The sequence below is a fragment of the Mesorhizobium sp. B2-4-12 genome, from assembly GCF_006441575.1.
Taxonomy (GTDB): domain Bacteria; phylum Pseudomonadota; class Alphaproteobacteria; order Rhizobiales; family Rhizobiaceae; genus Mesorhizobium.
The window spans coordinates 1-19598 of sequence record NZ_VFVC01000031.1 but is presented as its reverse complement, the minus strand read 5'-3'; the positions used below and the strand labels follow the sequence as shown (position 1 = coordinate 19598).

The following is a 19598-nucleotide window of genomic DNA, read 5'->3' as shown; positions in this document are numbered from 1 at the left end:
TCCGGCGCCTCACCCGACCCGGAGGGACTTGCGGAGAATCGGAGCCGATGCGAACCTCGCCGCAACATGGCTCGCGCGCGTTCCGATTCTCCGCTTCTCTTCGAAATCGTCGAGAAGCCCGATTTCTCCTTCGAGACGAAGGCGATGGCCGACGGCCTGTGGCCGGTCGCGGGGATGGATGAGGCCGGCCGCGGCCCGCTGGCCGGGCCGGTCGTCGCCGCCGCGGTGGTGCTCGATCCCGCCAATATCCCCGAAGGGCTAGACGATTCCAAACGGCTGGGCCATTTGCAGCGCGAAGCGCTTTTCCAGCGTATCATCGGTTCGGCGCTTGGGGTTTCGATGGCGTCGATCAGCGCGGAAGGCATCGACAACAGCAACATCCTCAAGGCGAGCCTGGAAGCGATGCGCCGTGCCCTGGTCGGCCTGCCGGTAAAACCCAAGCTCGCGCTCGCCGACGGTCGCGATGTGCCGCCGGGACTGCCTTGCGACGGGCGCGCGCTGATCAAGGGCGACCAGCGCTCGCAGTCGATCGCGGCCGCTTCCATCGTTGCCAAGGTGATGCGCGACCGCATGATGTGCGGCTGCGGCGGCCACCACGAACGATACGGCTTCGAGGTCCATATGGGCTACGCCACGGCCCGGCATCGCACGGCGATCGAGGCGCATGGCCCGGTCGCGCGGCTTCACCGCGTATCCTTCGCGCCATTCAGGCTGGGCGGTGCCGAGGTCATTGAAGAAGAGGTCCTCGCTGGGTTGGATTAAACACTTAGTCCGCTATCGGTCACTTCCCGCATAACGCACAGCCGAATGGCTGCTTCTGGTTTCGCTTAGCCAATAACGGGATCGACCGGCGCTGACCGCCAGGGGTCGCGATTTCATAGGAGGTACCGCCAAGGCTTAGGCTTAGCGCCGACCTTGTCACAGCAGCAACGGCCCAAGACAACTCGGCCGCTGTCCAGTGATTTCCCACCAGCTTTCAGGTGTGCACCGTCCCCATCGCGCGATTCTCACCCTTGGGAGCGTTGAATACGAGGGTGACCAGGAGAACCGCAGCGCCGTTTGCCCAGTAGTAGAAGGCGTCCAGACCCTGGAGGCCGAGCGCGAAGGGCACTGCGACGAAGACAATTCCGACGAGACGGTCAACCGCCAAATGCAGCCAATATGGCAGCACACGGAACACGCCGGTCCTGTGATCGGTGAACAGGGTCAGGATGAACGCGGCCACGCCGGCTGCGACCGACACCCAGAGCGCCGGCGGATTGCCGCGGCCAAGTCCGAGCAGGAACGGCGTGGCCGCCAGGCTCAGCGCAACGGGATAGTCGAGGAAGGCATGAACGGTCTTTGTGACGAAACGAAAATTCATGACACTCTCCGATTGCGTTTGAAGGTTTTGGGGCAAACGGGCGCGGCGCCGGACCGATTGTGCGCCGCGCCCATCGGGTCAGGCGGCAGAGCGCAGTTCGACGTCGACCTTGGGGAAATCGATCTCCGTCAATGCGACGTTGTTGGTGTAGTTGGTCAACACATTGATGGCGACATTTGCGACGATCTCGACGATGTGCGCATCGCCGAGACCGGCCGAACGCGCTGCGACAAGATCCGCATCCAGGACCTGCCCCCGCACGTCGATGAGACGACGCGCCAATGAGGCAACGGCCGCGTCCAGCGCGGTTTCAGCGCTGCCCTCGCGGGCTTTGCGAATAGCTTCCGGAGACAAGCCTGCGCCCTTGCCCATCAGCGTATGGGCTGAGAGACAATAAGAGCATTCATTCGCCTGCCCGACAGCGAGCGAAATGATCTCGCGTTGCTTCGCCGTGAGCACACCCTTGCCAAGGGCATCGGACAAAGCGAGGTAGCCGTTCAGTACGGCGGGCGATTGGGCGAAGGTGGAAAAAAGATTCGGCACCATGCCGATTTTGGCTTTGACGCCCGCCAATGTGGTCTGGACGGCAGCGTCGGCATGGGCAGTGTCGATAGGAGCGATACGGGGCATGTCAGAGTTCCTTGTGTTGATTGCACGCCACTCCTATATGCAGCACTCCAGGTACTCTTCGGTGCCAATAACTTTGCTGATCGTCCCAATGGACCCGTTGGCCGCCCTCTTTACCCATGTCACGCCAACCGCTCAGACGTTCTTCACCGGGACGCTCTGCCAGGCGCTGCAATTCACTGGTGTGGGTCATCTGCACATGCTCAAGGCTGGCGAGCTCAGGGTCAGCCGGAGCGGAGAGGCCGATCTCGAATTCCTTGAGCCAACCCTGCTGTTTTTTCCGCGTGGGCGGACCCATGACTTCGCGGTTGATTCCAGGCGCGGGGCCGACCTCGTCTGCGCAACCGTCGAACTCGGGGGTGCGGAGGGCAATCCCATTGCACTGGGCCTGCCAGACTGCGTGGTCCTACCGCTCGCAGAGCATCCGGCGCTGCGGCCGGTTTGTGACCTGCTGGTCGGCGAAGCGTTCGCGGAAGGTGGTGGCCGCCAGACGGCGCTCGACCGGCTCTTCGAGTATCTCCTGATCCTGATCGTGCGACACGTCATCGAATGCGGCGTTGTCTCAACCGGCGTTCTCGCCGGGCTCGCCGACCCACGTCTCGTCAAAGCGCTGACGGCCATACACGAAGCGCCGAAGAAGCACTGGAAGCTCGAGGAGCTCGCCGAAGTCGCAGGCATGTCACGCACGCGTTTCGCCGAGCATTTTCGGAAGCTGATCGGTCGGCCACCGATTGAATACCTGACGGTCTGGCGCATCACGATCGCGCGCCAGCTTCTTGGTAAGGGCAAACCTGTCAAGACCGTCGCAGCACAGGTCGGCTACGACAGCGCGGCCGCCTTCTCGCGGGTGTTCAGCCGAGTCACCGGGCACCCGCCGCGCGATATTAGCCAACCACAGTAGGACGCTCGCCGAAACCTTCGAAGGCGGCGACTCCATTGCCTCCTCGCAGTCGATCTCGCGGTCGGAACGGGGGAGATTATCCGCGCACAACAAAAAAGCCGCCAGGTTGCCCGGGCGGCTTCATGTCTGCGGTTCAAGAACCGCTCAGTTCAGCTTGGCCTTCACATCCGCGAGCGAGGCCTTGAACAGGTCGGCCCCGGCCTTGATGTCGACCTTGGCGGCGAGCAGCGCACGGGCGGCCTCGACGGCGATGTCGACGGCGCTGGCACGCACTTCGCCGATCGCCTCACGCTCGGCCTGACCGATCTTCTGTTCGGCCAGCGCAGTGCGCCGGGCGACATAGTCCTCGGTCTTCTTGTGCGCCTCGGCGGCGAGCAGTTCGGCTTCGCGCTTGGCGGCCGCGACGATGGCGGCAGCCTCCTGCTCGGCTTCCTTGCGCTTCTTCTGGTACTGGCCGAGCAATTGCTGGGCCTCGTCACGCAGCTTGCGTGCCTCGTCGAGCTCGCTGCTGATCCTGGCGGCGCGCGCATCAAGTGCCTTGGCGATCAGCCCGGGCACCTTGATGTAGATGGCGATACCCAGAAAGATGATCAGGGCAATCGTGGCCCAGAGCGTTGCTAGAGATGTGGCGTCCATGATGCGCTCCTCACCTGGCCACGGATTTGACCGCGGCCGCGATCTCGGCCTTGCTGGCCTTGCCGCCGACAAGTGCCTCGACAATCGCCGAAGCGGTGTCCTCGGCAATGGTGCCGACTTCCTTCATGGCGTTGGCCTTGATGGAAGAAATGCGCGCCTCGGCCTCGCCAAGCTTCGCATCGAGGGCGGCCTCGATTTTCTTGCGAGCGGTCTCGGCTTCCGCCTTGGCCGCATCGTTGGCCTGCTGGCCGATCGAGTTGGCGTTCTTCTTGGCTTCCGCCAGTTCCTGCTCGTAAGCAGCGACGGCAGCGTCGGCCTCGCCCTTCAACCTGGCCGCATGGTCGAGATCCTGACTGATGCGGTCGTTGCGGACGTCGATGATGCCGCCAACACGCGGCATCACCACCCTCTTCAGGAAGAGGTAGAACAGCCCGAACGTGATCGCCAGCCACAGAAGCTGCGACGGGAACGTCGCAGGATCGAATGGCGGGAACGCGCCGTGTGCTTCCGCAGGCACGCCGGTACCGGAATGCGTGTCGCCTTCCGTGGTGGCAGGCGCGGACTCTTGCGCAAAGGCAGATGTCACGAACATGGACTATCCCCGAAATTCAAGCCCCGAACGCCGTGACGTTGGGCCAGATGGCGCAAGGCTTACTTGAACAGGGCCAGAAGCGCGATGAGAAGGGAGAAAATGCCCAGAGCTTCGGTCACGGCAAAACCGAAGATCAGACGGCCGAACTGGCCATCGGCTGCCGACGGATTGCGCAGCGCGCCCGAGAGATAGCTGCCGAAGATGTTGCCCAGGCCAATACCCGCGCCACCCATGCCCAAGCAAGCGATGCCGGCGCCGATGTACTTTGCTGCTTCCACGTCCATTTGTTCAACTCCTTTGGATCTAAAATTCCGTTGCGATTCCATCCGGCAGCCATGCCGGAAACTCGAATTAGTGCGAAGGATGCAGGGCGTCGTTCAGATACATGCAGGTCAGCACCGCAAAGACATAGGCCTGCAAGAGCGCCACGAGCAGTTCCAGCGCCGTCAACGCCACCGCCATGGCCAGCGGCAAGATCGAACCCGCAACGCCGAGCGCACCCAGCGCGCTCAGGCTGACGACAAATCCCGAAAACACTTTCAGCGTGATGTGACCGGCCAGCATGTTCGCGAACAGACGAACCGAGAGGCTGACCGGGCGCGATACGAAGGAAATCACCTCGATCGGAACAACAAGCACCATCATCACGAGGGGCACGCCCTTCGGCACGAACAGCTTCAGGAAGCCAAGGCCATGCTTCATGAAGCCGTAGACGATGACGGTGCCAATCACCAGGATGGCCAGGCCGAAGGTCACGATGATATGGCTGGTAACGGTGAAGAAATAGGGGAACAGGCCGAGCAGATTGGCGACCAGCACGAACATGAACAGCGAGAACACGAACGGGAAGAACTTCATGCCCTGCGTGCCGGCGGCATCGCGCAACATGTTGCCGACGAATTCATAGGCCATTTCGGAGACCGACTGCAGTCGGCCGGGAACCAGGCTCCTGCTCGACGTCGTCAGGAACAAGAACGCCGCCGCCACAAACACGGTCGCGACCATGAACAGCGCCGAATTGGTGAAGGACAGGTCGTAGCCGCCGATATTAATCGGAATCAGCTTGATGATATGGAACTGGTGGATCGGATCGACCTTGTCAGCTGCCACGTTCTAACCCCGTCAATGCCGCGTACGGCCAAATTACCATTGCCGCGAGAGCGGCTATTTGCTGTCGTCCCGGTCAGAGCGCGATTTGTCGCCCTGTCCGAATTCCGCCACAACGCCCGCTGAACGCATGACATTGAGCACGCCGGCGCCAAAACCCAGCAGCAGGAAAACGATCAGACCCCACGGCGATGTCCCCGCCATACGGTCGATGATCCAGCCGATGCCGGCGCCCACCACCACGCCAGCGATAAATTCACTGGAGAGTTTGACCGCCTGGCCATAACCGGCCGCACTGCCCGCTTTCGCGTCGTCTTTCCCCTCGCGCCGGTTCGGCAGCCTTGTCGCAAGCGATGCTTCAAGTTCACGCCGACGTCGCTCAAGATCGTCATCGCGGATGCCGGCTTCATGCTGCTTGCCGCGGCCGGTTTCTCCGGATCCGTCTGGCCCGCTTTTATCGGCCATCGTAACCCCCCTGCCCGGTCAGACCGTCACCGTCCGTCCGCTTCTAAAGTCGCCGGCAACATAGTTAGAGGGTTTGCGCCCGTCAAGCCACGGGCGGAAGTTCATTGTCATGTATTTTAGGCAATAAAATCAATCTGTTAGAGAGGTGCGACATCGTGCCCGCCACGAGGATGGGGATGCGTTGCACGAATCCCCCCTGCAACGGCTCCCCAATCAGCCGCACAAGCGCATGAAAAGATCGGCGACTGCCGGGGCCTCAGCTCCAGCCGCCGCCATAGGTGCGATAGAAGATATGCAGGCCGATCTTGGTCATCTTCTGCATCGTGTGCGCCCAGCCCGGATGGACGTACTGGGCGTAGTAATGCGTCGATGATCCGACCTCCGGGATGAAGATCTTGCCGGCGGTGACGGCCATGGCGATGTCCTGCGCGGTCTTGTAGGCGACGGGATTGTCGATGCGCTTCTTCCTGCCGTCGCAGGCGAAGGAAAACTGGCAACGGTTGAACCAGCTGTCGTTCTGGTAGACGACGCCGCAGATCGAGTTGGGATAGGCGGGGTTGCGGACGCGGTTGAGGATGACCTGGGCGACAGCGGCCTGACCGCGCACGGATTCGCCGCGCGCCTCGAAATAGATGCCATTGGCCAGGCATTTCTGCTCGGGCTTGGAGAAGACGCTGGCTGGAAGCGGGTTCTGGATCCACCAATGGTCACCCTTGGCCATCGGCGGAATGAAGCGGCCGCTGTTGGGCTGTTCGTCCTGAAGCAGGGCTTCGAAGGGCGAGGCCTTGGCGTAGTCCGGCGCGGATTGCGCATAGGCGGTCGCCAGCACATCCGGATGGGAGTTGTTGACCAGGGCGGCAAGCATGGCCGGCACGCCCGGATCCGGCTTCTTGTCCTCACGCGCATGGAATTCCGAGGCGATCTGGATTTCCTTGCCTTTGATCTGCGGCTTGGCGAACGCCATCTTCAGGCCGCTGTCCATGGTCGGCCGCATCAGAGAGGAGGTCCGCTGGAAGATCGACCCGGCGTTGAAGTTCTTCGGCGGGGCAACGGGAGACACCTGGACGATGCGGCCCTTCTTGTCGGCTCGCACGACGCGGTCCTCGTCTGGCGTCGCGCTGACCTTGCCGCCCTTGCCCCGGAACGAGACGGAGCCGACGCCGGGAAGGCGCACGCCGGAACCGGAGAGCGACGCGGTTTTATCAGAATCGACGAACGGCATCTCGGCGGCATGAACCGAGCCGGCAACGGATTTTTCGACATAGGAATTCCAGCGCGCGGTCGGTGCCTCAAGGCCGGACACCAGGCTCGTCATATCCTGGTAGGCGGCGACGGTCGGAAAGCCTATCCAGATGCCGAGACCAATGATGAGCGGGGATACGAAGCTGCGTTTCTCACCGGCGGCGGCAACAAGCCGCTTCAACATACGTCGATGCACGGAACTCTCTCCAGGAACGCTACTGACCCCACTGGAGAGCAAAATGATGCATTAACCTTGATGGGACGTTAACGGGATTGATCGGGTTTTCTCAGTCGGCTCAAGGTCGTGGTTTCGAAGTCGGGCGGTTTTGCGGCGGGTGTCGACGACAAGCGTTATGACAGAGCCTGCCTTAACCAGATATCCATACTACCAACCGCCAGATGGAACCGGTTTGGGATAGCTGCTCTGCAAAGCAGAGTTGGCGGGGAGCGATCCGTGGGAACTATCGTTGCGAACGGTCTCGAACTGGCGGGAGCGATCAAGCGTCCGCAGCTTCACAATTTGACGGCTTTGCGAGCCTTCGCGGCTCTATCGATATTCTTCCACCATCTGACGACATTCGGAATTGATTCGGCTCAGTCGATCTTGAGCACGAATCTCAATCTCGGCGTTTCGTTTTTCTTCGTCCTGTCGGGATTCGTCTTGTCGTACAGTTTCGACGGCGAATTCCAGACCCCGCGTGACGTCAGAAACTTTATCTTCCAAAGGTTTTTTCGACTTTGGCCGCTTCACATTCTATGTGCCTTCCTCGCCGCAGCGTCGCTTTGGAATCGCATGAGCCTCGTTACCGCATATTTGGTGACCACCCTCCAGAATGCCTGGGTCCCGACCTACGGGACTGCCTATGCGTATAACGGTGTCTCATGGTCGATATCAGTCGAGCTATTTTTCTATCTTGCGCTGCCATTCATCCTGAGCTTGAGGCCGCGCTTTATGATGCTGTTGATTAGCGGCTGGACACTTGCCGCCCTCGGTCTGCTTGCATTTACCGTTGTTTTGCCGCGGCCGGTGTTTCCTCTTCCTTCCGAACAATGGTGGCTGGACCTCTACATAACGGACGAATCGTTCGCGCAATTCTTTCCGCCCTTGCGAATGGTGGAGTTCCTTTCAGGGATGGCAGCCTACCAGCTGTTCAAGCGCAGGCGCATCCCTGACGCGTGGGTGGCGTTCTGTCAGATCGCGGCGATCGTTTGCCTTGTGGGCTACATGCGCGTGCATGCCGTTATCGTACAATTCTTCGCCGACCATTCGTCCGAGATGGCTCACGACGCCTACCGAGCATATGGGATGTATCCGTTGTTCGCGATTGCGATCTATGTTTTTTGGCCACCAATCCGGCGTGGTGGCGCGCGTTCTATCTTGCCGGCCTCTCGTTTTCTGCGGAGAGGTCAGTTTCGCCTTTTATATGATTCATCAGATCGTCATACGTAACCTGGCCGACAATTTCGAAGTCGACAAACAGTACGGCCCTCTCGTGGCCACCATTGCCGCGGCGATGATTAGCCTCTTGTTCTCGGTGCTTCTCCATCGAACTGTCGAGAGACCTTGTATCGATTGGGCGAAGCGACGGTTTCCTATGTCCAAACGGGCGCGCCCCCTCTCAGCAGCACCCGTTGCCGCTTTGGCCTGATATAGGCCTGCAGGAGGATTTCGGCGAAGCGGTGCTGCCCGACGTGCTCGGCCGTTTCGCCCGAGCCCACCCCAAGGTCAAGATCGAAGCCAGGATCGCGGGCAGCCGTGAACTTGCCGAGAGGGTGATGTCAGGCAGCCTCGACATCGCACTCGCCTGGCACAACGGCGACACACTGCCTTACAGCCAGCACGTCGCCGATGTTCAAATGCGCTGAATCGGCCCGGCAAGACGCATCGAGAACGGCCTGCGAGACGGCGAGCCCCTGCCGCTGGTCGCGTTTGAGGCGCCCTGCCTTCTGCGCACGGTGGCGACCGAAACGCTCGACCGCGCCGGGCTGCCCTGGCGCATGGCCTTCTCAAGCCCGAGCCTTGGCGGCATCTGGGCGGCAGTGGCCGCAGGGCTGGGATTGACGATCCGTCACCGACATCGGCTTGCCGGCCAGCATCAAGGCGATGATGCCGGAGATCGCGGCCCTGCCGGCGCTGCCGAAAATGACGTTGTTTCTGCATCGCCGGGATGCCGAAATCGAGCCGGTGGCGGCTCGGCTCGCAGACATATTGATGGAAGCGGCGCGACAGGCATTGCCGGAAAGCACGAGGGCCAGCGATGCCGGCCTGCGAGCCGTGGCCTGATCGGCGCCGAGGTTCAGCCGCGCTTCTTGGCCCGGCCGGCGAACGGATTGTCCGAGGTGCGCAGCGCCATGCGGATCGGCACGCCGGGCATGTCGAAGGCTTCGCGCAGGCTGTTGGAGAGATAGCGGACGTAGGATTGCGGCATCGCGTCCGGCCTCGAACACTGGACCACGAAGCCCGGCGGCCGCGTCTTGGCCTGGGTGACATATTTGACCTTCAGCCGGCGCCCGGCAACGGCGGGCGGCGGGTGATGCGCCAGGATGGCTTCCAGCCAGCGGTTGAGCTTGCCGGTCGAGACGCGGCTGTTCCAGACCTTGTGGGTCTTCAATACTGCGTCCATAAGCTTGTCGAGGCCGCGTCCGGTCTCGGCCGAAACCGGCACAGCCTGAATGCCGCGCACCTGCGGCAGCAGCCGCTCGGTCTTCTCGCGCAGTTCCGCCAGCAGTTCCTGGGGCTTGTCGATCAAGTCCCATTTGTTGAAGGCGATCACCGGCGCCCGGCCCTCGCGGATGATCAGGTCGGCGATCTGCAGATCCTGCTTCTCGAAAGGGATGGTGGCGTCCAGTACGATGATGACGATCTCGGCGAAACGGATGGCGCGCAAGCCATCCTGCACCGACATCACTTCCAGCTTTTCGTGAATCCTGGCCTTGCGGCGCATGCCTGCCGTATCGAACAGTTTTATCCGCCGCCCGCGCCAGTCCCAATCGACGGAGATGGAATCGCGGGTGATGCCGGCTTCCGGCCCGGTCAGCAGCCGCTCCTCGCCGATCAGCGCGTTGATCAGCGTCGACTTGCCGGCGTTCGGACGCCCGACGACGGCGATGCGCATCGGCTTGGTGTCGTCATAGGCAGGCGCATCCTCGGCGTCTGGATCGGCGATGTCCTCGCCGATCAGCACTTCGCTGGCGGCGACCTCTTCGTCATCCTCATCGTCCTCGCCGAAGGCGCGCTCCTCGCCGAGCGCGGCGATCACCGCGTCGCGCAGATCGGGCATGCCCTGGCCGTGTTCGGCCGAGACCGGGATCGGCTCGCCGAGGCCGAGTTCCCAGGCCTCCAGCATGCCGCCCTGCGCGCCTTTCGCCTCGGCCTTGTTGGCAACCAGCACGACCGGCTTGCCGGATTTGCGCACGATCTCGGCAAAGGTCCTGTCGTCCGGCAGTAGGCCGGATTTAGCGTCGATGGTGAAGAAGATCAGGTCGGCCTCGCGGATGGCGATCTCGGTCTGCGCGCGCATGCGTCCGGGCAAGGTCGAGGCGCCGGCGTCCTCGAAACCGGCGGTGTCGATGACGTCGAAATGCAGGTCGTAAAGCTTGGCGGCATGGACACGGCGATCGCGTGTCACGCCCGGCGTGTCGTCGACAAGCGCCAGCTTCTTTCCGACCAGCCGATTGAAAAGAGTCGATTTGCCGACGTTAGGCCGGCCGATGATGGCTACCTTGAACGTCATCCGAAATCACGACGCGTTGCCCGAGCCGCGGATCAGCTCGGACATCAAGGTCGCCCGCTCGCGCGTGTTACGGGGGGCGCCGTCATCGGCGGCGATCTGGTCGAACAGCTTCAGCGCATCCTGGGTCTTGCCTTCCTTCCAGGCGGCAAGGCCGAGCGCCTCGCGCGCGGTATGACGCAGCGTGTTGGTGTCCGATGTCAGCGCCTCGACGCGGCTGGAGACATCGGCGAAAGAGCCGTGATCGACAAGCAGAAGTGCTGCCCTCAGCCGGGCCATGTCGCGAATGCCCTGGGGGATGGCGGTGTCGGCCGCGACCTCGTCGAAATCCTTGACGGCGGCATCGACGTGGCCCTTGTTCGCCTTGACGGTCGCGGCGCGCATGCGGGCAAGCAGCGGATAGGCGCCGTAGCCATCCTTCTCCAACTGATCGAGCGCAGCCAGTGCCTCGTCGTTCTTGCCGTCGTTCGCAAGCTTCAAGGCCTGCGAGAAGGCGTCGCCGGATCGGTTGGCGCGTGTCTCGTCCCAATAGCGATAGCCGACGAAGGCGGCGGTGCCGAGCACCACGAGCACGGCAACGGCAAGCAAGGCCGGGCCGAAACGGTCCCACAGCGCCTGCGCCTGTTCGCGACGGATCTCGTCGTTGACTTCACGGATAAAACTGTCGTCGGACATCAATCAAACCATTCCTGCCCCGGGCCGGGGCGGTTCATGAGCCCGCGTTTTAGCGAAATTTTGTCGGCATGGAAGGGGTTCGACCGGAAAATCGCCTATTGCCATGGCAAACGGATGTTTGCCCCGGGGCAAACGGACGAAAAGGCCAATCGCACCCGCGCCACATTTGGGCGATAGCCGGCTTTCTGACCGACCGGAGCCTGTAAATTTGCCTATGTCTTGTTTGTGTCGCGTTGTCGCGTTCTCGCTCGCCACTGTCGGCGGGGCTCTGGCCGATCCTCCCGCGCCGCCACTGCCGGCAAAACCGAAGCAGATCGTCATCATCTCCTTCGACAGCGCCCGCGACATCTCGCAGTGGAAGCGCAGCCGGGCGCTGGCGCAACGCACAGGCGCGCACTTCACCTATTTTCTGTCGTGCGTCTTCCTGCTGTCGCCAGAGACGCGCAAGGAATACACCGCACCAGGCAAGTCGGGCGGCAAATCCAACATTGGCTTTGCCGTCTCCAAGCAGGAAGTGGCCGAGCGGCTCGAACAGATCGGCCTTGCCGCCCGTGAGGGCCATGACATCGCCAGCCACGCCTGTGGCCATTTCGATGGCAAGGACTGGAGCAAAGCCGACTGGCTGAAAGAGTTCGCCTCGTTCGAGCATATTCTCGAGAACGCCTACACGATCAACGGCATCACGCCCGAACCGGAAGGCTGGCAAAACTTCGCGCGGCATGCGGTGGTTGGCTTCCGTGCCCCCTATTTGTCGACCAGCAAGGCGCTTTACGAAGCGTTGCCCGCCGCCGGCTACCAGTTCGATGCCAGCGGCGTCTCACAGGGCCCTGCCCGGCCACCGACCGTCGGCGGCATCACCCGCTTTTCACTGCCGCAGATCCCGGAAGGGCCGAAATCGCGGCCAGTGATCGCCATGGACTACAACCTCTATGTCCGCCACTCGGGCGGCTTCGAACGGCCAAGCCAGGCGGACGAGTTCGCCAACCGGACCTATGACGCTTTCCGCGCGGCCTTCGACGCGCAATACCAGGGCAAGCGCATTCCGTTTGAGCTCGGCTTCCACTTCACGCTGATGAATGACGGCGCCTACTGGAATGCGCTGGAGCGCTTTGCAGGCGAGGTCTGCGTCAAGTCCGATGTCGAGTGCATCAGCTTCCGCGACTATGTCGAGCGGCAGGGCGGAGGCCGAAAAAAGGGCTCGGTTGGCGGCTGAACCGCCAACGCTTCGCACCAATATCCAATCTTTTTCAAGCCGGGTCCTCGGCGCCCTGTCTTGCGAGATAGCGCTGGTCGATGTCAGGTAGCGGCGCGCCTTCCAGCGTCGCCTCGAAGGCGCGCAGGCGCTTGTGGACCGACTGCAGCTCGACGATGGTCGACCAGGAGGTGAGCAGGAACTGCAGCGAGCCCGTCACCTTGCCGAACGCATTCGATATCTGGTTCAGCGCGCCGAACGTTATCTTGTGCGCGACCAGCGAAGGGCCCAGGATCAGCAGGGAGAAAATGTTGTCGGCCTGCAAGTAGGTGTACCGGACGACGTTGAAATAGATGTAGTGGAAATAGAGCCTGAAATAGTTGTGTCGGACATTGGCGAACAGCTCGGCCGTGGTGGCGGGTTGCGCCCGGTCCGCGTGATCCTCGCCATAAACAAGCTCCTTGCGGTAAGCGGCTTCGACACGCTGGTTGCGGAACTGCAGCCCCGGAAGCTTCAGGCCGGCAATCATCACCGAGATCGTTCCGAACAGACACCAGGCAAGGGCCGCGACCACCAGGGGCTGCGGGATCGCGCCGACGATCGGCAATTCGCTGATGTGGGCCTGCAACTGGATCATGACCGGCAAGAAGGCGATCAAGGTCATGATCGACTGGACGAAGCTGGAACCGAGATCTTCCATAATCTGCGAGAACCGCATCGTGTCTTCCTGGATGCGCTGCGAGGCGCCCTCGATATGGCGCAGTCTGGTCCAGTTCTCGATGAAATAGTTGTTCATCGCCGTGCGCCAGCGGAAGATCCAGTGGCTGACGATGAAGGCATTGACGACCTGCACGTTCATGCCCACCAGCGCAAGCCACGAGAAGTCGGCCAGTCCGGTGTAGAACTCGCCATTGGTAGACTTTCCCGTCCCCGACATCAGCCCTTGCACATAATCAAAGAAAGGTCCGTACCAGGCGTTGACGGCGACACTGACCTGCACATTGAAATAGATGAAGAACAGGATGACCGCGGTCATCAGGATCGACCAATTCTGCCATGGATGCGGCGAGTACCAGGTCCAAAACGCGTAGAAGATGGCCACGCATGCCACGAAATAAATATAGAACCAGAGGAACGGCTTCGACACCAGAACGGCGATGCCGATGATTGGTGGTGTCCCCGCAGCGGCTGGCGGCAGGCCAAACACAGCTCCCAGTTGCTCACCACCAAAAAACCAGAACAGGATCGCCGCAAGGCTCCAGACGGCGGCCGAAGAAAAGAAGAGCTTCGGCTGCGGGAAGAAGGATACGAACACTGGGGCGAATTCCTCGATCGATGCGCAAATCAGCTGATGACGGCGGGCATAAAGTCACACATTAGGGGGAAAGAAAATGCCTGCCCGATACCCGGCACAGAGCAAGACCACAAATCATGGCGATTTTGGGTAGTGTCTCAGTTTGAAATCCCGCGATACCGCTTTTAGGTTTGGCATTAAAGCGGTAAGCCCCATATGCTTAGCGGAAAGCATGGGAGCTTCAGTGGCCTACACTGTCATCTGGTATGGAAGACGGGGCGTCATCGACAAGGTGACCTTTGACGCTGAGAAGACGGCCAAAGATCATGCAATCGCCATGTTCCAGACCCGAAGGGGTGACGATGGCGTCGTATGCGTTGAAGTTCGCAAGGACAACGGCGCTGTCGTCTTTAGCCACGCGGAGAACTAGAGAATGCCAACCGGACCTAAAGGCCAGAAGCGGCCCGCCGACGTGATCGGCAACGCCGTCCGCGTCATGCGCATTGCAACAGGCGAGGAAGCCGACGAAATCGTTGAAGACGGCAAAGACCCTGCCGCCAAGGCGCTCGGCGCGAGGGGCGGAAAGAAGCGCGCTGAGAACATGACGCCAGAGCGGCGCGCAGAGATCGCCAAGAAGGCGGCTGCGAAGCGTTGGTCTAAGTAGGGTTTTTGTTGTCCTTGCCGCCAGTCAACGGTAGCTGAATTGTATGGCGAGCCGGAAGGCAAGGCGGTGCCACAGGAACGCCGCTACAGCCCCGCCGTATGCACTGGCGCGAAGAAGACCCGCATCGAAGGCCAGCCCGACCTGACGCACGTCAGCACGTCGCACGTCGAGCGCCAGAACCTCACCATGCGGATGCAGGTGCGCCGCTTCACTCGCTTGACCAACGCGTTTTCGAAGAAGTTCGATAACCACGTCCATATGGTCGCGCTGTACACGGTTTGGTACAACTTCATCCGCGTTCACAAGACGCTGAAAATGTCGCCGGCAATGGCCGCTGGCGTGTCGGCAACGTTGTGGTCGATGGACGATCTCTGCGGAATGATGGACGCCGTCGCGCCGAAACCGGGCAAGCGCGGACCGTACAAGAAACTCAAGGTGCCTGTCTCATGAAGGCCGAGTACAGAGGCTACCGTTTTACAAACTCCGCCATATTGGGGGAAGACCCGGCCACTTGGCTTCCAGACGATCCCGCTGACTTCTTGGTTGAAATAGACTTCTACGCTGGCGAAGCAGGCAAGGAAGGGTCAGACGCGTTCACGGCAACGGTTTGCTCGACAAATAGGTTTCTGCGGTCCCAGACAGAAAAGGTCTTTTCAGGCGGCGGCGTAATCTTCATGCCTAGGTTCGATCATCTAGAGCTGGAGAGTTTCCTGAGCGAACGTTGTGCGGTTGAGGGCGAGACGTGGAACGATATCGCCTTCCAGCTTTCCCGCTTAGGCGAATGGGAGTTTGAGTACCTGCTTGGAAATTCAAACTGAGACACTACCCGATTTTGGCGCGGCCGACCAGGTGATGACGCCGGAAACGATCAGCATGGCCGCGGCGACGATCGAAGCGAGAAAGAAATCGCCTGACATCTGGGCCAGAAACCCGGCGGCGATGGGGCCGATGATCTGGCCAAGGCCGAACGACGCCGTCATCAAGGCAAAGATGCGCCGGGGCGCCCTTGGCGCCTGCTGCCGCGCTGCCTGCAGGCCGAGCGCGGTGATGGCAATGAAGGTGCCGCCGAGCAGCAGGCCGCCAAGCAATGGCCCCGAATATCCGCCAAGCGCCACGCTGGCGGTGACGCCGATCACCTCGATGAAGCACGCCAGCGCATAGGCGCCATAGAGCCCGATCCGCGTGGCGATCTTCTGCCAGAGCCAGGTCGAGGGAAAGCCGGCGAGGCCGGCGACCATCCATACCATGGCCTCGAAAACGCGGCTGCCACCGCCTTGGCGCACGATGGCGACCAGGAATGTCGCGGTCACCACATAGCCAAACCCAAACAGGCCGTAGGCGACGATGACCTTCATCAGCGACCGGTCTTTCGGCAGTGCCGACTCGCGGGTGGTTTCGCCATTGGCGAGCGGGCCCTCGTTTGCCAGGAGCGCGACGACCACGAAACCACATGCCGAAATGGCCGCAGACCAGAGCCAGCCGGCCGCCCAGCCGGCATGCCCGGTGACCAGCACCGCCATCATCGCCGCCGATATCGCGATACCAAGGCCGACGCCGCCAAAATGCCAGGCCTGCAGGTCGCCACGACCGGCGGCGGCAATATGGCTGAAAACGATGCTGGCCATGAACACCATGACAAAGGCGCTGGCGAGACCCGCCAGAAAACGGATGACGAGAAAGGCGACCATTGTGTCGGTCAGCCCCATCAGCGCGGCAAGCACGGTGCTGGCGCCAAGACCTGTCAGCATCAGCAAACGCTCGCGCCCATGCGCCCAGCCGCCAGCCGCGGCAAGCGCCCCGACAAGGTAGCCGAGGTAATTGGCGGAAGCGATCCACCCGGCATCGGCCGGCGACAGATGCAGTTCTTCCATCATGCCGGGCAGGATCGGCGTGTAAACGAAACGGCCGATGCCCATGGCGACGGCCATGGCAATCATGCCTGCGAAGGCGAAGCGCAGCGCTGTGGAGTTGGCCGATTTCATTGCAGCGCACAATAAATGCAGCGACCGCCGAAACAATCCGCCTTTCATTGGGCCAGCGGGGCCTCAGCGCGCCATGCTCCGCTTGACTTTTGCATGATCCCGAACGCGCGACGTCCGCTCAGCAGCGCCCACGGAAACCGACGCGAAATGAAGCGGTCTCATGCACGGTCCGCCGCGCCGTCAGCCTGAACGGCACGTCAGCGAGTTCACGCTGCGACATGGCGTTCAGCACTGGATGCGACAGCGGGTCGGTCAGCCACCTCTGCGTATCGCGGTCGCAGAGTGGCTCATGCGACGCATTCGCGGCGAACATCACCTTCAGCGACGACAGCATCCTCAGCATTTCCGGCTCCGCGGGTCTGTCTCTCCTCAACAAGGTCTGTCGTTTCGGTCTGTCTTTCAATTGAGATTCCGGTCGGATCGGTTTAGAAAAACTCAAATGGCCATGCTCAACCGCGTCCATCTCAATGGGCTTCGCGCCGTCGAAACCGTCGCCCGTCTCGGATCGCTGGCGGCGGCCGCCGGCGAGCTCAACGTTTCCGTCAGCGCCGTCAGCCAGCAGATAAGCCGCACCGAAAAGCAACTCGGCCAGGCGCTGTTCGAGCGTACGGCGAGCGGTCTGGTCCTGACCGAATTCGGCGCCATCTTCGCCACCCGCCTCGGCGCGGGGTTTCGCGAGCTTGCCCACGCGGTGGCGATGGCGGACGAAGCGACCCAATGCACGCTGGTGGTTTCGGTGGCACCGGCCTTCGCCTCGAAATGGCTGCTGCCGCGGCTGTCGCGCCACTTCGCCCGGCATCCCGACGTGCTGCTGCGCATCGACGCCTCGGTGCGGCTCACCGATCTCGATCACTCGGACATCGACATCGCCATCCGGCTTGGCGACGGCAAATGGCCGGGCGGGCGAGCAGAACTGCTTTTGGCGCAGGAGATCTTCCCGGTCTGCGCGCCATCGATCGCTGGCAAATTGCAATCGATCGAAGATTTGGCGCTGACCTGCGCCATCACCGACGAACGGGCGATGATCAACTGGGAAAGCTGGTTCGCCGCCGCCGGCGTTCCGCCCGTCACCTTCCAGAAAGGCGCGCGCTTTACCGATCCGATGCTGTGTCTGGAATCGGCGATCGCCGGCCATGGCGTGATGCTGGGCTGGCAGTTGCTGACGGCCGATGCACTGGCCGACGGGCGGCTGGTGGCGCCGTTCGGGGTCCGCGCCCAGAGCGGGCTCGGCTATTGGCTGGTCACCTCGTCAGCCAAGACCGAAAGCCGCAAGGTCCGGGACTTCAAGGTCTGGATCAAGGAAGAGATCGAGGCGACGATGGCGCAGTTCGGATCGGCGACTGCAGGACCCGCTGGCACGAACGCGGTGGAAAGCGGCGTGGCACCGGTCTATGTTGAACGAGACATCCCACTACGACAGGCAGGATCATGACCACACATTCGCGCGGCGTTTCCGCAACGATCGACCCGGTGAAGCTCGACAGGCTGGCGGAAGTCGCCATCAAGGTGGGATTGCAATTGCAGCCCGGCCAAGATCTGGTGCTGACCTCGTCGATCGCGGCGCTGCCGCTGACCAGGCGCATCGTCGAGCATGCCTACAAGGCCGGCGCCGGATTGGTGACGCCGATCTTCAACGATGACGAGATAACGCTGGCGCGCTACCGCTTCGGCGCCGATGCCGGCTTCGACCGCGCCGCCGGCTGGTTGTATGAGGGCATGGCGAAGGCCTTCTCCAACAATGCGGCCCGGCTTGCCGTGCGCGGCGAGGATCCCTCGCTGCTGTCGGCGCAGGACCCGGCCAAGGTGGCGCGCGCCAACAAGGCCAATTCGGTGGCCTACCAGCCGGCGCTGGAAAAGATCACCGGCTTCGACATCAACTGGAACATTATCGCTTATCCCGATCTGGCCTGGGCCAGGCAAGTCTTCCCGGACGACGCCGACGATGTCGCCGTGGCGAAGCTCGCCGACGCTATCTTCGCCGCCTCGCGGGTCGATGTCGAGGATCCGATTGGCAACTGGAAGGCGCATAACGTAGCGCTGCGCGGCCGCACTGAATGGCTCAACGGCCATAATTTCCACGCCCTGCACTTCACCGGACCGGGCACCGACCTGACGGTCGGGTTGGCAGACGGCCATGAGTGGATGGGCGGCGCCTCGACGGCCAAGAACGGCATCACCTGCAACCCCAACATCCCGACCGAGGAAGTCTTCACCACGCCGCATGCAAGGCGTGTCGAAGGCCATGTCTCCTCAACGAAGCCGCTGTCCTACCAGGGCACGCTGATCGACGAGATCTCGGTGCGTTTTGAGGCAGGCAGGATCGTCGAGGCCAAGGCGTCCAAGGGCGAGGACGTCTTGAAGAAAGTGCTCGACACCGACGAAGGCGCACGCCGCCTCGGCGAAGTGGCGCTGGTGCCGCATTCCTCGCCGATCTCGGCCAGCGGCCTGCTGTTCTTCAACACGCTGTTCGACGAGAACGCCGCCTGCCACATCGCGCTCGGTCAGTGCTATTCGAAATGCTTCGTCAATGGCGCCTCGCTCAGCCAGGACGAGATCGCGGCGCGCGGCGGCAACAAGAGCTTCATCCACATCGACTGGATGATCGGTTCGGACAAGATCGACATTGACGGCGTCAACAAGGATGGCAGCCGCGTGCCGGTGATGCGCAAAGGTGAGTGGGCCTGAGCGAGCCGCAGAGGGGTGATGGCCTTCGACATCAAGCTAAAGCGCGTCTATGAAACGCCGGAACCCGGCGATGGCCAACGCGTCCTGGTCGACCGCATCTGGCCGCGCGGCGTCAGCAAGGAGGACGCCGCGCTGACGCTATGGCTGAAGGACATCGCACCGAGCGACGACCTGCGCAAATGGTTCGGCCATGAGCCGGCGCGTTGGGAAGAGTTTCAGCGGCGGTATCGAGCCGAGCTGGATAACAATGACGATGCGGTGACGGTGCTGCGCACTCTGCTTGATAAAGGCCGGGTGACGTTGCTCTACGGAGCGCATGACGAGGCGCACAACAATGCAGTGGCGCTGGCGGGGTACCTGCGGGGGGATTGAAGCGGTTTTCGAAAGCTGGCGGGACAGCGCCCCCCTCTGTCCTGCCGGACATCTCCCCCACAAGGAGGGA

General features: G+C 62.0%; 23 protein-coding genes and 2 pseudogenes. 12 read left to right on the top strand and 13 right to left on the bottom strand.

The window, feature by feature from the left end; genetic code table 11:
* Positions 1-66 precede the first annotated feature (66 nt).
* On the top strand, positions 67-762 hold the full coding sequence (locus tag FJ934_RS18395) for a ribonuclease HII (protein ID WP_140611038.1): 696 nt from the start codon (positions 67-69) through the stop codon (positions 760-762).
* Positions 763-976: 214 nt separating this feature from the next.
* Here the strand turns inward: FJ934_RS18395 and FJ934_RS18390 are convergent, their stop codons facing one another.
* Positions 977-1363, bottom strand: a complete 387-nt coding sequence (locus FJ934_RS18390) for a hypothetical protein (RefSeq protein ID WP_140611036.1) — start codon at positions 1361-1363, stop codon at positions 977-979.
* Positions 1364-1441: 78 nt separating this feature from the next.
* A complete protein-coding gene (locus tag FJ934_RS18385) occupies positions 1442-1993 on the bottom strand; it encodes a carboxymuconolactone decarboxylase family protein (protein WP_140611034.1) in 552 nt (183 codons plus the stop codon).
* Here FJ934_RS18385 and FJ934_RS18380 point away from each other — a divergent pair.
* Positions 1992-2891, top strand: coding sequence for an AraC family transcriptional regulator (locus FJ934_RS18380; RefSeq protein WP_246671557.1), 900 nt, complete (start codon positions 1992-1994; stop codon positions 2889-2891). The two genes, FJ934_RS18385 and FJ934_RS18380, sit on opposite strands and share 2 nt — an antisense overlap.
* Before the next feature lie 144 nt (positions 2892-3035).
* Here the strand turns inward: FJ934_RS18380 and FJ934_RS18375 are convergent, their stop codons facing one another.
* The 6 genes from FJ934_RS18375 to FJ934_RS18350 all read right to left on the bottom strand — a co-directional run bounded on the left by FJ934_RS18375 (position 3036) and on the right by FJ934_RS18350 (position 7129).
* Positions 3036-3527 (bottom strand): F0F1 ATP synthase subunit B, encoded by a 492-nt coding sequence (locus FJ934_RS18375; protein ID WP_140611032.1) that lies wholly within the window; start codon positions 3525-3527, stop codon positions 3036-3038.
* Between the two features lie 10 nt (positions 3528-3537).
* Positions 3538-4119, bottom strand: a complete 582-nt coding sequence (locus FJ934_RS18370; protein ID WP_140611030.1) for a F0F1 ATP synthase subunit B — start codon at positions 4117-4119, stop codon at positions 3538-3540.
* 59 nt (positions 4120-4178) lie between these two features.
* On the bottom strand, positions 4179-4403 hold the full coding sequence (locus FJ934_RS18365) for a F0F1 ATP synthase subunit C (RefSeq protein WP_140611028.1): 225 nt from the start codon (positions 4401-4403) through the stop codon (positions 4179-4181).
* Positions 4404-4470: 67 nt separating this feature from the next.
* On the bottom strand, positions 4471-5229 hold the full coding sequence (locus FJ934_RS18360) for a F0F1 ATP synthase subunit A (protein WP_140611026.1): 759 nt from the start codon (positions 5227-5229) through the stop codon (positions 4471-4473).
* 54 nt (positions 5230-5283) lie between these two features.
* A complete protein-coding gene (locus FJ934_RS18355) occupies positions 5284-5691 on the bottom strand; it encodes an AtpZ/AtpI family protein (protein ID WP_140611024.1) in 408 nt (135 codons plus the stop codon).
* A gap of 256 nt (positions 5692-5947) precedes the next feature.
* Positions 5948-7129, bottom strand: coding sequence for a cell wall hydrolase (locus FJ934_RS18350; protein WP_140611022.1), 1182 nt, complete (start codon positions 7127-7129; stop codon positions 5948-5950).
* Positions 7130-7387: 258 nt separating this feature from the next.
* Between FJ934_RS18350 and FJ934_RS18345 the strand changes: the two genes are divergently transcribed.
* The gene (locus FJ934_RS18345) at positions 7388-8383 is read left to right on the top strand and encodes an acyltransferase (RefSeq protein ID WP_181165670.1); all 996 of its coding nucleotides are present in this window, start codon (positions 7388-7390) and stop codon (positions 8381-8383) included.
* 200 nt (positions 8384-8583) lie between these two features.
* Positions 8584-9217: pseudogene (locus FJ934_RS18340) on the top strand (LysR substrate-binding domain-containing protein); the annotation flags it as partial.
* A 13-nt stretch (positions 9218-9230) separates the two neighbouring features.
* Here the strand turns inward: FJ934_RS18340 and der are convergent.
* Positions 9231-10667 (bottom strand): ribosome biogenesis GTPase Der, encoded by a 1437-nt coding sequence (der, locus tag FJ934_RS18335; RefSeq protein WP_140611018.1) that lies wholly within the window; start codon positions 10665-10667, stop codon positions 9231-9233.
* Positions 10668-10673: 6 nt separating this feature from the next.
* Positions 10674-11339, bottom strand: a complete 666-nt coding sequence (locus FJ934_RS18330) for a tetratricopeptide repeat protein (RefSeq protein ID WP_140611016.1) — start codon at positions 11337-11339, stop codon at positions 10674-10676.
* Positions 11340-11553: 214 nt separating this feature from the next.
* Here FJ934_RS18330 and FJ934_RS18325 point away from each other — a divergent pair, with 214 nt between their 5' ends.
* A complete protein-coding gene (locus FJ934_RS18325; protein WP_140611014.1) occupies positions 11554-12552 on the top strand; it encodes a polysaccharide deacetylase in 999 nt (332 codons plus the stop codon).
* A 34-nt stretch (positions 12553-12586) separates the two neighbouring features.
* Here the strand turns inward: FJ934_RS18325 and sbmA are convergent, their stop codons facing one another.
* A complete protein-coding gene (gene sbmA, locus FJ934_RS18320) occupies positions 12587-13846 on the bottom strand; it encodes a peptide antibiotic transporter SbmA (protein ID WP_140611012.1) in 1260 nt (419 codons plus the stop codon).
* 223 nt (positions 13847-14069) lie between these two features.
* Here sbmA and FJ934_RS18315 point away from each other — a divergent pair, with 223 nt between their 5' ends.
* The 4 genes and pseudogenes from FJ934_RS18315 to FJ934_RS18300 all read left to right on the top strand — a co-directional run bounded on the left by FJ934_RS18315 (position 14070) and on the right by FJ934_RS18300 (position 15307).
* Entirely contained in the window at positions 14070-14255 is a 186-nt protein-coding gene (locus tag FJ934_RS18315) for a hypothetical protein (RefSeq protein WP_140611010.1), read from the top strand.
* 3 nt (positions 14256-14258) lie between these two features.
* Positions 14259-14489 carry an RNA-binding protein gene (locus tag FJ934_RS18310; protein WP_140611008.1) on the top strand — a complete coding sequence of 77 codons (231 nt, stop codon included), beginning with the start codon at positions 14259-14261 and terminating at the stop codon, positions 14487-14489.
* Positions 14490-14552: 63 nt separating this feature from the next.
* Positions 14553-14939: pseudogene (locus FJ934_RS18305) on the top strand (IS1 family transposase); the annotation flags it as partial.
* A complete protein-coding gene (locus FJ934_RS18300; protein WP_140611004.1) occupies positions 14936-15307 on the top strand; it encodes an Imm8 family immunity protein in 372 nt (123 codons plus the stop codon). The pseudogene FJ934_RS18305 and the gene FJ934_RS18300, both read left to right, overlap by 4 nt.
* On the opposite strand, the gene FJ934_RS18295 is transcribed toward FJ934_RS18300, so the two are convergent.
* Both FJ934_RS18295 and FJ934_RS18290 read right to left on the bottom strand, forming a co-directional pair.
* A complete protein-coding gene (locus FJ934_RS18295; protein ID WP_140611002.1) occupies positions 15299-16471 on the bottom strand; it encodes a YbfB/YjiJ family MFS transporter in 1173 nt (390 codons plus the stop codon). The two genes, FJ934_RS18300 and FJ934_RS18295, sit on opposite strands and share 9 nt — an antisense overlap.
* 118 nt (positions 16472-16589) lie before the next feature.
* Positions 16590-16814 carry a hypothetical protein gene (locus FJ934_RS18290; protein WP_140611000.1) on the bottom strand — a complete coding sequence of 75 codons (225 nt, stop codon included), beginning with the start codon at positions 16812-16814 and terminating at the stop codon, positions 16590-16592.
* 96 nt (positions 16815-16910) lie between these two features.
* Between FJ934_RS18290 and FJ934_RS18285 the strand changes: the two genes are divergently transcribed.
* The 3 genes from FJ934_RS18285 to FJ934_RS18275 are packed head-to-tail and all read left to right on the top strand — an operon-like array spanning position 16911 to position 19528.
* Positions 16911-17903, top strand: a complete 993-nt coding sequence (locus FJ934_RS18285) for a LysR substrate-binding domain-containing protein (RefSeq protein WP_140610998.1) — start codon at positions 16911-16913, stop codon at positions 17901-17903.
* Complete coding sequence (locus tag FJ934_RS18280) at positions 17900-19156, top strand: aminopeptidase (RefSeq protein ID WP_140610996.1); 1257 nt, start codon at positions 17900-17902, stop codon at positions 19154-19156. The genes FJ934_RS18285 and FJ934_RS18280 overlap by 4 nt, the downstream gene beginning before the upstream one ends.
* A gap of 18 nt (positions 19157-19174) precedes the next feature.
* Positions 19175-19528, top strand: a complete 354-nt coding sequence (locus FJ934_RS18275) for a DUF488 domain-containing protein (RefSeq protein WP_140610994.1) — start codon at positions 19175-19177, stop codon at positions 19526-19528.
* Positions 19529-19598 lie beyond the last annotated feature (70 nt).

Coding starts and splice junctions, on each gene's coding strand:
- FJ934_RS18370 (WP_140611030.1), bottom strand. CDS start 4,119: ATGTTCGTGACATCTGCCTTTGCGCAAGAGTCCGCGCCTGCCACCACG.
- FJ934_RS18380 (WP_246671557.1), top strand. CDS start 1,992: ATGTCAGAGTTCCTTGTGTTGATTGCACGCCACTCCTATATGCAGCAC.
- FJ934_RS18395 (WP_140611038.1), top strand. CDS start 67: ATGGCTCGCGCGCGTTCCGATTCTCCGCTTCTCTTCGAAATCGTCGAG.
- FJ934_RS18385 (WP_140611034.1), bottom strand. CDS start 1,993: ATGCCCCGTATCGCTCCTATCGACACTGCCCATGCCGACGCTGCCGTC.
- FJ934_RS18390 (WP_140611036.1), bottom strand. CDS start 1,363: ATGAATTTTCGTTTCGTCACAAAGACCGTTCATGCCTTCCTCGACTAT.
- FJ934_RS18290 (WP_140611000.1), bottom strand. CDS start 16,814: ATGCTGAGGATGCTGTCGTCGCTGAAGGTGATGTTCGCCGCGAATGCG.
- FJ934_RS18310 (WP_140611008.1), top strand. CDS start 14,259: ATGCCAACCGGACCTAAAGGCCAGAAGCGGCCCGCCGACGTGATCGGC.
- FJ934_RS18300 (WP_140611004.1), top strand. CDS start 14,936: ATGAAGGCCGAGTACAGAGGCTACCGTTTTACAAACTCCGCCATATTG.
- FJ934_RS18275 (WP_140610994.1), top strand. CDS start 19,175: ATGGCCTTCGACATCAAGCTAAAGCGCGTCTATGAAACGCCGGAACCC.
- FJ934_RS18375 (WP_140611032.1), bottom strand. CDS start 3,527: ATGGACGCCACATCTCTAGCAACGCTCTGGGCCACGATTGCCCTGATC.
- FJ934_RS18280 (WP_140610996.1), top strand. CDS start 17,900: ATGACCACACATTCGCGCGGCGTTTCCGCAACGATCGACCCGGTGAAG.
- FJ934_RS18325 (WP_140611014.1), top strand. CDS start 11,554: ATGTCTTGTTTGTGTCGCGTTGTCGCGTTCTCGCTCGCCACTGTCGGC.
- FJ934_RS18365 (WP_140611028.1), bottom strand. CDS start 4,403: ATGGACGTGGAAGCAGCAAAGTACATCGGCGCCGGCATCGCTTGCTTG.
- FJ934_RS18285 (WP_140610998.1), top strand. CDS start 16,911: ATGGCCATGCTCAACCGCGTCCATCTCAATGGGCTTCGCGCCGTCGAA.
- der (WP_140611018.1), bottom strand. CDS start 10,667: ATGACGTTCAAGGTAGCCATCATCGGCCGGCCTAACGTCGGCAAATCG.
- FJ934_RS18355 (WP_140611024.1), bottom strand. CDS start 5,691: ATGGCCGATAAAAGCGGGCCAGACGGATCCGGAGAAACCGGCCGCGGC.
- FJ934_RS18295 (WP_140611002.1), bottom strand. CDS start 16,471: ATGAAATCGGCCAACTCCACAGCGCTGCGCTTCGCCTTCGCAGGCATG.
- FJ934_RS18330 (WP_140611016.1), bottom strand. CDS start 11,339: ATGTCCGACGACAGTTTTATCCGTGAAGTCAACGACGAGATCCGTCGC.